Annotated in this window: 8 protein-coding genes and 1 pseudogene; 6 read left to right on the top strand and 3 right to left on the bottom strand. The window is 68.2% G+C overall.

Annotated elements, in window-relative coordinates; all coding sequences use genetic code 11:
- Window positions 1-222: 222 nt before the first annotated feature.
- Window positions 223-1,473, bottom strand: a complete 1,251-nt coding sequence (locus tag H7I41_RS16900; RefSeq protein ID WP_264013759.1) for a M12 family metallopeptidase — start codon at window positions 1,471-1,473, stop codon at window positions 223-225.
- A gap of 250 nt (window positions 1,474-1,723) precedes the next feature.
- Here H7I41_RS16900 and H7I41_RS16895 point away from each other — a divergent pair, with 250 nt between their 5' ends.
- On the top strand, window positions 1,724-2,638 hold the full coding sequence (locus H7I41_RS16895; RefSeq protein ID WP_264013758.1) for an MBL fold metallo-hydrolase: 915 nt from the start codon (window positions 1,724-1,726) through the stop codon (window positions 2,636-2,638).
- 21 nt (window positions 2,639-2,659) lie between these two features.
- Here H7I41_RS16895 and H7I41_RS16890 read toward each other — a convergent pair whose 3' ends face one another.
- Window positions 2,660-3,292 (bottom strand): TetR/AcrR family transcriptional regulator, encoded by a 633-nt coding sequence (locus tag H7I41_RS16890; protein WP_264013757.1) that lies wholly within the window; start codon window positions 3,290-3,292, stop codon window positions 2,660-2,662.
- Between the two features lie 93 nt (window positions 3,293-3,385).
- On the opposite strand from H7I41_RS16890, the gene H7I41_RS16885 reads away from it, so the two are divergent.
- Window positions 3,386-4,675 (top strand): NAD(P)/FAD-dependent oxidoreductase, encoded by a 1,290-nt coding sequence (locus tag H7I41_RS16885; RefSeq protein WP_264013756.1) that lies wholly within the window; start codon window positions 3,386-3,388, stop codon window positions 4,673-4,675.
- 62 nt (window positions 4,676-4,737) lie between these two features.
- On the opposite strand, the gene H7I41_RS16880 is transcribed toward H7I41_RS16885, so the two are convergent.
- Window positions 4,738-5,580 carry an alpha/beta fold hydrolase gene (locus H7I41_RS16880; protein WP_264013755.1) on the bottom strand — a complete coding sequence of 281 codons (843 nt, stop codon included), beginning with the start codon at window positions 5,578-5,580 and terminating at the stop codon, window positions 4,738-4,740.
- Window positions 5,581-5,658: 78 nt separating this feature from the next.
- Here H7I41_RS16880 and H7I41_RS16875 point away from each other — a divergent pair, with 78 nt between their 5' ends.
- From H7I41_RS16875 to H7I41_RS30425, 4 genes and pseudogenes are all read left to right on the top strand, one after another.
- Complete coding sequence (locus tag H7I41_RS16875; protein WP_264013754.1) at window positions 5,659-6,168, top strand: hypothetical protein; 510 nt, start codon at window positions 5,659-5,661, stop codon at window positions 6,166-6,168.
- A 146-nt stretch (window positions 6,169-6,314) separates the two neighbouring features.
- Window positions 6,315-7,172, top strand: a complete 858-nt coding sequence (locus H7I41_RS16870) for a transglutaminase-like domain-containing protein (RefSeq protein ID WP_264013753.1) — start codon at window positions 6,315-6,317, stop codon at window positions 7,170-7,172.
- A gap of 88 nt (window positions 7,173-7,260) precedes the next feature.
- Window positions 7,261-7,746: a carboxymuconolactone decarboxylase family protein gene (locus H7I41_RS16865; protein ID WP_264013752.1), complete on the top strand. Its 486-nt coding sequence runs from the start codon at window positions 7,261-7,263 to the stop codon at window positions 7,744-7,746.
- A gap of 85 nt (window positions 7,747-7,831) precedes the next feature.
- Window positions 7,832-8,154: pseudogene (locus H7I41_RS30425) on the top strand (hypothetical protein); the annotation flags it as partial.

Genomic DNA, 8,154 nt, shown 5'->3' with positions numbered 1-8,154 from the left:
GGGTGCGGCGGCGGCGGGGCCGGCGAGGCCGATGAAGGCGGCGGCGAAGGCGCTGGCGGCGATGGTGGCGAATCCGAACTTGTTCATGGTCGTGCTTCTTTCTTGGTGTTTCTCGTTGTCTTCTGACTGGTTGAACCCGCAGGTCAGGGGTTTAATTCCGCTGGCAGTAATTGATCGACTGCTGGCAGGAAGTGCTCTAGAGCCGGATCGGCGACGTCGGTGCTATCCCTGCCACCAGGAGGTGTAGGCCCGGCCGTCGTTGCCTGTGATGAAGGCATCGAGGTTCCTCGCCGAACGGGATATCGCGGACACTTTCCGGCCGGCGGGGAAGAACCCGCCGATGGAGCGCCAGCGGTCCCCCAGTCCTGACCAGTCGGCGCCTTGGTACCACCAGGAGGTGTAGACGCGGCCGTCGTTGCCGGTGATGAACAGGTCGATGCTGTTGGGCGACTTTGTGATCGCGGTGACCGGGGCGCCCTTGGGGAAGACTCCGCCGATGTTGCGCCAGGTGTTGTTCAGTCCTGACCAGTCGGCGCCCTGGTACCACCATGAGGTGTAGACCCGGCCGTCGTTGCCGACGACGAACAGATCGAGATTCCCGGCGCTACGTGAGGTGACCGAGATCGGCGCACCGGCGGGGAAGAACCCGCCGATGGAACGCCAGCGGTCGCCGATACCTGACCAGTCCGGGTACATCGCATGCACTGCGTTGATGTCGCCCTGCGACAATGCCGTTCGCTGCCCCATCGTGACGCCCGCAGGCAGCGCGACTCTCGGAACGATCGTGTCCTGGCCGCTGGTGCTGAACGCGGTCCGCGAGTAATGCATGATCGACCCGAAGTCGTAGGTGCCGAGGTCGTCTCCGAGCTCGATCTGTTGATCGAAGTTGTGCCGGTTGCCGACCGGTACGGTGTCGAGCCGGATCTCGACGAACCTGTTGCGATCCTCGCGGCTCTGCTCATGCCAGAGTCCCACCGCGTGACCCATCTCGTGGATGACCGTGCCGGTCGGCGCGGTGGCGGTCAACTCGATGTCCTGACGGCCGGTCCGTTGCCGTCCGACGGGTGACCGGCTCGCGGTGCTCGGTACGAAGCGGACGAAGTCGGCCTGGCCGTTGCGCGGCACGAACCGGATCCTCGTGCGGTCGGCCCAGTGTGCGACGGCGTCGGTCACGCGTTGCTGATTCGGCAGCGTCGGGTCCACCTCGAAGGGGACGACGCCGTTAGGCCAGCGGAACTCACTGCCGGTCCGGCCGATTCCCTCGAGTCCTGCTCGGCTCCGGACCTCCTCCACAGTGCCGAGGACGATGTCGCCCTCGAAGACCGCCACCCCGTCAACGTCGGCGTAGCGCACTTCGCGCTCGCCCCCGTCGAACGTTCCGACGATCGCTGTCCCGGCTTCAGGACCGGTCCGGTACTCACCCGTGGCCTCGTCGTCGTGAAGTTCGGTCTGCTTGATGTCCTCGACGGTCATCGTGTTCCCCTTGGTTGTTCAGCCTTCGCGGTCGGAGACGTCGGTTGGTGACGTAGACGCCGCTCTTGGCGAGAACTCTGTGGCCGCGGGGAGGCGATGACACGAGTAGTGCGCTACGTCAATACGCAGCCGGCCAAGGGCCGCAACGGTGCTCACCGCCCTGAGGGGATGAATCCGGACGTCGCCAGACGATCAACCAGGAGGACAGGTCACTTCCACCATGTCTTCGGGTTCCCAAGAGGAGAAAATCATGAGCTTGGTCGACACATCACGCCCTGCCGCGACGGGGTATGACGAATTGGTTCCCTCGCGCTACGCGCTGAAGGTCGGCGACATCAACGTGCTGGTGATCAGCGACGGGGTGCTGCCGATCACCGCCGTGACGATGGCCACCAACGCCGCCCCTGCCGACCTGTCGGCCTGGCTCGAGGACATGTACCTGCCGCCGGAGGTGCTCGACTGGCCGCTGAACGTGGCCGTGGTGCGCAGCGGAGGCAAGACCATCCTCATCGACTCGGGACTCGGGACGGAGTTCCCTGACTTCCCGCGGGCCGGGCAATTGGCCTTGCGACTCGTCGCCGCCGGGATCGATCCCGCCTCCGTGACCGACGTGGTGCTCACCCACCTGCACATGGATCACATCGGCGGACTGCTCGTCGACGGGCTCAGGAATCAACTGCGGCCAGATCTTCGGGTCCACCTGGCGGCGGCAGAGGCCGAATTCTGGGAGGCGCCCGACTTCTCCCGTACCGTCATGCCTGCCCCCATTCCGGACGTGCTTCGGCGGACTGCCGCGCAGTTCCTCGACGTCTACCGCGGCCAGTTGCGGCCGTTCGAGACGGAGTACGAGGTGGCACCCGGCGTGCTGCTCCGCCGCACCGGCGGTCACACCCCGGGACACAGCATCGTCCGCCTCGAATCTGGCGGCGAGGCACTCACTTTCGCCGGCGACGCGGTGTTCCAGCCAGGGTTCGACAAACCCGACTGGCAGAACGGCTTCGAACACGACCCCGAGGAGTCGACACGGGTCCGGATCAAACTGCTGCGCGAGCTGGCGGCGAGCGGCGAGGCGCTGGTGGCCACCCACCTGCCGTTCCCGTCGGTCTGCCACGTGGCGGTCGCCGGCGACGGCTTCCGGATGGTGCCCGCTGTGTGGGATTACTGACGAGCCGGGATTGCTGACCGATTACTTCGGGTCCGTGTCCGGCTCGTCGAGGGTGTCGAGGTAGCGGCCGGCCAGATCGCCGAGTTCGACGATGCCCTCGGCGATCTGCCGGGCGAGTCGGGTCGGGTCGTCGCCGATCCGGCCACGCAGATTGCCGGTGCGCCAGAGCGTGGACAGTCCGTGCGACATCGACCATCCCGCGACGACGACACCTGTCACGTCGCGGGTGGGCGGCGCCGCCACGCTTGTCCTGGCGCTGTCGTAGAGAAGGGCGAAGGCCGCGTCGCGGGCCTCGACGAGCTGTGGATCGTCCTCGCCGTACAGGTCCGGGCGGAACATCACCTCGTAATGCCCGGGATGCGTCAGGGCAAACATGACGTAGGCCATGCCGCCCTTGAGGAATGCGTCCGGCCCCGTCGCGGCCGGCCCGATCGCGGCGGCCGCCTGGCGGAACCCCTCTGTGGCGATCGCGGTGAACAGGCCGGCCTTGTCGCCGAACTGGTACGCCAGGGCCGCGTGCGTCACGCCGGCGCGGCGTGCGATCTCACGCATGCTCACTCCGGCGGCTCCGACCCGTTTTACCTCCGCGACCGCAGCCTCGATCGCTGCTTCGCGGAGGTGGCCGTGGTGATACGACCGGGCACTGCCGGACATGGCGCGAGCCTAGCGCACGATCTGACCATTGATAAGTTCGGTCATCCGGGGCAGACTATCCATTGGTAAGTTTCTTCGAAGGCGGGACGTCCGATGCGGATCTTCGACGTGGTGATCGTGGGTGCGCGGTGTGCCGGCTCCCCGCTGGCGGTGACGCTCGCGCGCCGGGGATTCACCGTGTGCGTGGTGGACAAGGCGCGGTTTCCCTCCGAGACGCCGTCCACTCACGTCATCCAGCCCTGCGGGACGGCTGTGCTCGAGCGCATCGGTGCCCTTGACGCGGTGCTGGCGGCCGGTGCCGTGCCGATCGACCGCTTCACCCTCGTCAACGAGGACGTGCGCGTCGACGGGCGACTCGATCCCGCGGTGTTTCCCCGGCCGGGACTGTGCGTGCGCAGGTTGACACTCGACGCGCTTCTGGTCGATTCGGCAGTCGCAGCGGGTGCAGACGTGCGCACCGGGGTGAAGATGACCGGGGTGCTCACCGAAGGTGAGCGGACGGTCGGTGTCGAGACCGACCGCGGGCACATCAGGGCGCACCTGGTGGTCGGCGCCGACGGCCGGCAGTCCGGCGTGGCCGCGAACGTCGGCGCTCAGGAGTACCTGACCACCCCGCCGGGCCGGATGCCGGCGTGGGCCTACTTCGAGGGAGTCGCCAGGCGGGAGGGCCGCCTGCGACTCGCACGCCTCGGCGAACGCGGATACCTGGCCTGCCCCACCGATGCCGGCCTGTACATGGTCACCATCGCCACGGGCGCCGCGGGGCGCGCGAACCGCGATGCGGCGTTCGACGACGGTATCACCGGCTGGCCCGAACTCGCCGAGTTGCTTACTGGCGCACAGCGAGTCGGCCCGATCCGGGTGATGACGAAGTGGCACGGGTACTTTCGTCAGACTGCGGGGCCCGGCTGGGTCCTGGTCGGCGACGCCGGGCACTTCAAGGACTTCACGCCGGCGCAGGGCATCGCCGACGCGCTGCGACAGGCAGAGCGTCTCGCCGATGTGCTGCCCGCCGACCTCGCCGACGGCCGCGCCGTCGACGAGGCGACCCGGCGATGGTGGCGCTGGCGCGACCGCGACGCCCACCCGATGTACTGGTTCGCCACGGACATGGGAGCGCCCGGTCCGCCGACTCCACTCGTCACCGAGATGCTGCGCGACATCGCCGGGGATCCCGTCGCGACGCAGACGCTGCTGCGCGTGCTCAACCACGAAGTCAGCCCGCAACGGCTGATGACCCCGAGACGGCTCAGCGGCGCCGCCACCCGGGCGCTTCGCCGTCGCCCCGCCGCAACGGGTGCAGAGATGGCGACCACCCTGACCGACCGGCTCCGTCGCGCACACCGGAGCCGGCGAACACCGCCGGGCATGGCCGGCGGCTGATGTGGTTCGCGCTCAACCGGTTTCGGTGCCGAACCATCGGTGCGAGGGCGTTTGCGCCACTTTCAGAAGAGGTCCGGGGTCTCTGGTGGCACGTCATCGAGAAAAGCCGTGATCATCGGCACCAGAAGCTCTGAGGCCCCCGAGATCCCGATGTGCGACATCGCCGGCAGCACCACCAGTCGAGCGGCCGGAACGTCCGTCAGCACCCCCGTTGCCGCCGCCTGCGCGTCGCCTCCCCCGCGCAGCGCGAACATCGCCAGCGCGTGTTCGAGCGTCACCCCGTCCGCGTCGCCGACGATGACCATCGTGTTGGCCGAGATCGACCGCATCGCATCGTCGCTGATGTCCTGGTCGTCGATGTTCAGGGTCTTCATCTTCTCGACATAGACGTTGAACGCCCCGGCGTCCGGGGTGTGTTCGTTGAACGCCGCCTCGACCGGCGTGCCGGCGAACACATCTGCTGTGAGACCACCGAGGGCCTCGAACACCGACGGGTACCAACCGTCCTTCCGGAACGTCGCCGACATCGACACCAACTTGCCGACCAGGGTGCCGTGCCGGATCGCCAGCTGCAGTGCGACCCCACCGCCCTGCGAGTAACCCATCACATCCGCCCGGGCCACACCCAGGGCGCGCAACAGCGCGGCGGCGTCGTCGGCGAACTGCTCGTAGGACATCGCCCGCGGGGTGTCCGGGGTGCGGCCGTGCCCCTGTTGGTCGAACACGATCACCGCGCGGTCGGCTGCGAATGCCTCTGCCCACACCCTCATGGATTCGGTAGCCATGAACGCACCGGGAATCAGCAACAACGGCGGCGTCGACGCGCCGAGGTCGCCGTACACCTCGTGGTACAGGTTCAGCCCGTTGATCGCCAGGTGACCGCCGCGCGGGTGCTCGTTTCCCATCAGATCTCAGCTTCCTTCATCGGTTCTTCTCGGTGCAGACCCGCTCGACGGCAGTAACTCATCGTGGATACTCCTCGCATGCCGATGTACGTGCGACACACCCGTGCGGTGCAGATGGGCGACCTGGCTCCCCAAGTCCGCGACAAGCTCACCGCCCACGCCGAGGCGAACCAACTCGACGTGACCGATGTGCGAATGTGGCTCACCCACAGCGAGAACCCACCGGCTGACAAGGGCTTCGGAAAGCTGATGCGCCGCCGGGCGAACTCCGCTGATCCCGACGCCGAGCACGACACCGTCGCCATACTGCACCCGACACACGTCCTTGTCGCGATCGACGGCGCCAGACGCGGGACCTCGGTCCTCTCGCTGCCCCTGACCCAGGCATCGATCGCGGCCGGCACCGGCCTGGGCGCCGAACTGGGCCGGCTTGCCGGTGAGACCGCCGGTTTCACGATCACGGGATTCGCCGGCGGCGAGCGGCCCGGTAGCTTCTACGTCGGACTGGGTACCGAACCCGCTGCGGCGGAATGCTTCACGGCGATCGAGTCGGCGATCGTCGCGGCCAAGAACCCGACCGCAAGATGAGCCCCGACACCGACGACTGACCGAGGCGACCGCCTCGCCGAGCGACCGCCGCCGACCGCCGCTAGGGTGTGCGAATCGTCGCCACGGTCAAGAAGGTGTGCCGTTACCCATTGCGATGACGAATCCGTCGACGAAAGCGGTGCGTGATGTCCCTGTGGCCCGGCAAGAAGTCAACAGGGCAACCCGATGCCCCGCCGGCCTTCAAGCGTGACGTCGGTGCCGACCTCGAGATCGACGTCACCGCCGCGACCACCCTCGAGTTCCAGATCACGCTCGCACCGCAACCCGGAGCGCAGGTCACCGAATCGCTCGAGTTCCGCTGCAAGGGCCGGGCGGTGGAGGCCGAGGAGCTCATCGGCGAGCACGGCACACGCATCCATCGCTTCGACGCTCCCGAAGGAACCGTCACCGCGTCCTATCGGGCCACGATCCTCGGTCGCACCGATCCGGCGGAGGTCCGGGACATCGACATGTCGACCTATCTGCGGCCCAGCCGCTACGCCGAGGCCGACAAGTTCTTCGGGTTCGCCGCCACCGAGTTCGGGGAGTACGCCGACTCGGCGACCCTGCTGGAAAAGGTCTCGTCGTGGGTGGGAACCCGGCTCATGTACGTGCCGGGGTCCAGCGACCCCATCGACGGAGCCGCGGACACCTTGCTCGCCGGTTCCGGGGTGTGCCGCGACTACGCCCATCTGGTGATCGCGCTGCTGCGCGCGGTCAACGTTCCGGCGAGGATGGTCGCCGTCTACGCGCCGGGTTGTGACCCGATGGATTTCCACGCGGTCGCGGAGGCATTCGTCGACGGTGTCTGGCGCGTGGTGGATCCCACCTGCCTGGCGCCGCGTCAGTCCATGGTGCGCATCGCCACCGGGCGTGACGCCGCCGACACCGCGTTCCTGGACAATCACAAGGGGTCGATCAATCTGCGGTACATGGAGATTCGTGCCGTGGTCGACGGAGACCTGCCGCGCGATTCCGTGCACGACCTCGCTGTGCTGAACTGAGGACCGCCGCCCGGCTTCTGCGGATATGTCACAAAACGCCCGCCGCCGGCATCTAGAGGTCGTCCAGCACCACACCCAGGAGGACGACATGGATGCACGGTTCGATCTGTTCGGCAACGCGTTCGCCACGAAATTCGCCAAACGATTCACCACCGCTGCGAGGGTCATCGAGGAATCGACGCTGCCGGCCACCACGAAGGAGTTGGTGAGCCTGCGCGCGAGCCAGATCAACGGCTGCGCCTTCTGCACCGACATGCACACCAAGGAGGCGACGGCCGCCGGTGAGAACGCGCATCGGCTGCACATGGTGGCCGCGTGGCGGGAGGCCACCGTCTTCACCGAAGCCGAGAGAGCAGCGCTGGCGCTGGCCGAGGAGGGCACCCGGCTCGCCGACGCGCACACCGGCGTGTCCGACGACACGTGGGGCCAGGTCAGCAAGCACTACGACGACGACCAGGTGGCGGCCCTCATCTGCCTGGTCGCCCTCACCAACGCCGCCAACCGGATGAACGTCATCGTGCGCAATCCCGGTGGGACCTACGAGGCAGGCATGCTCGCGCGCATGTCCGGCTGAAGCAAAGCCCGGTCCGGATCGCGGTGCGCGGCCCGGACCGGGCCTTCGGCCGACGACCGCTGCGTCGGCGGTAGCGTGGCGGATCGTGAACTCTCCTCGCCTGTCCTCGTCCGTCGCGCTCGCAGCGTGCGCCGCATCGCTCATGATCGGCCTCACCGCGTGCGGGTCCGACACGAGCACCGCGTCGACGAGCTCGTCGTCGTCGCGCACACCGGTCGAATTCTTCCCGCCGTCGCCGGCGGCGCCGGCGACCCCCGAGGCGCCTGCCGCCGCCGCGGCGTGCCCGTCGGCACCGCGAGGCGCCTGCCGCCGCCGCGGCGTGCCCGTCGGCACCGCCCGAGCAGGGCGCCGCGCCGGAGTGGACGCTGCCCGGGGCGACGGGCAGCGTGGCGGTCACCGGGTCCACCG

This window comes from [Mycobacterium] manitobense (assembly GCF_025821665.1).
Lineage (GTDB): Bacteria > Actinomycetota > Actinomycetes > Mycobacteriales > Mycobacteriaceae > Mycobacterium > Mycobacterium arseniciresistens.
Note: the sequence above shows the minus strand (reverse complement) of the source record. Positions and strands in the feature narration are given on the sequence as shown.

Bases quoted from the DNA above. Each gene is read 5' to 3' on its own strand.
- H7I41_RS16890 (WP_264013757.1), bottom strand. From the start codon at position 3,292: ATGTCCGGCAGTGCCCGGTCGTATCACCACGGCCACCTCCGCGAAGCA.
- H7I41_RS16875 (WP_264013754.1), top strand. From the start codon at position 5,659: ATGCCGATGTACGTGCGACACACCCGTGCGGTGCAGATGGGCGACCTG.
- H7I41_RS16885 (WP_264013756.1), top strand. From the start codon at position 3,386: ATGCGGATCTTCGACGTGGTGATCGTGGGTGCGCGGTGTGCCGGCTCC.
- H7I41_RS16865 (WP_264013752.1), top strand. From the start codon at position 7,261: ATGGATGCACGGTTCGATCTGTTCGGCAACGCGTTCGCCACGAAATTC.
- H7I41_RS16880 (WP_264013755.1), bottom strand. From the start codon at position 5,580: ATGGGAAACGAGCACCCGCGCGGCGGTCACCTGGCGATCAACGGGCTG.
- H7I41_RS16895 (WP_264013758.1), top strand. From the start codon at position 1,724: ATGAGCTTGGTCGACACATCACGCCCTGCCGCGACGGGGTATGACGAA.
- H7I41_RS16870 (WP_264013753.1), top strand. From the start codon at position 6,315: ATGTCCCTGTGGCCCGGCAAGAAGTCAACAGGGCAACCCGATGCCCCG.
- H7I41_RS16900 (WP_264013759.1), bottom strand. From the start codon at position 1,473: ATGACCGTCGAGGACATCAAGCAGACCGAACTTCACGACGACGAGGCC.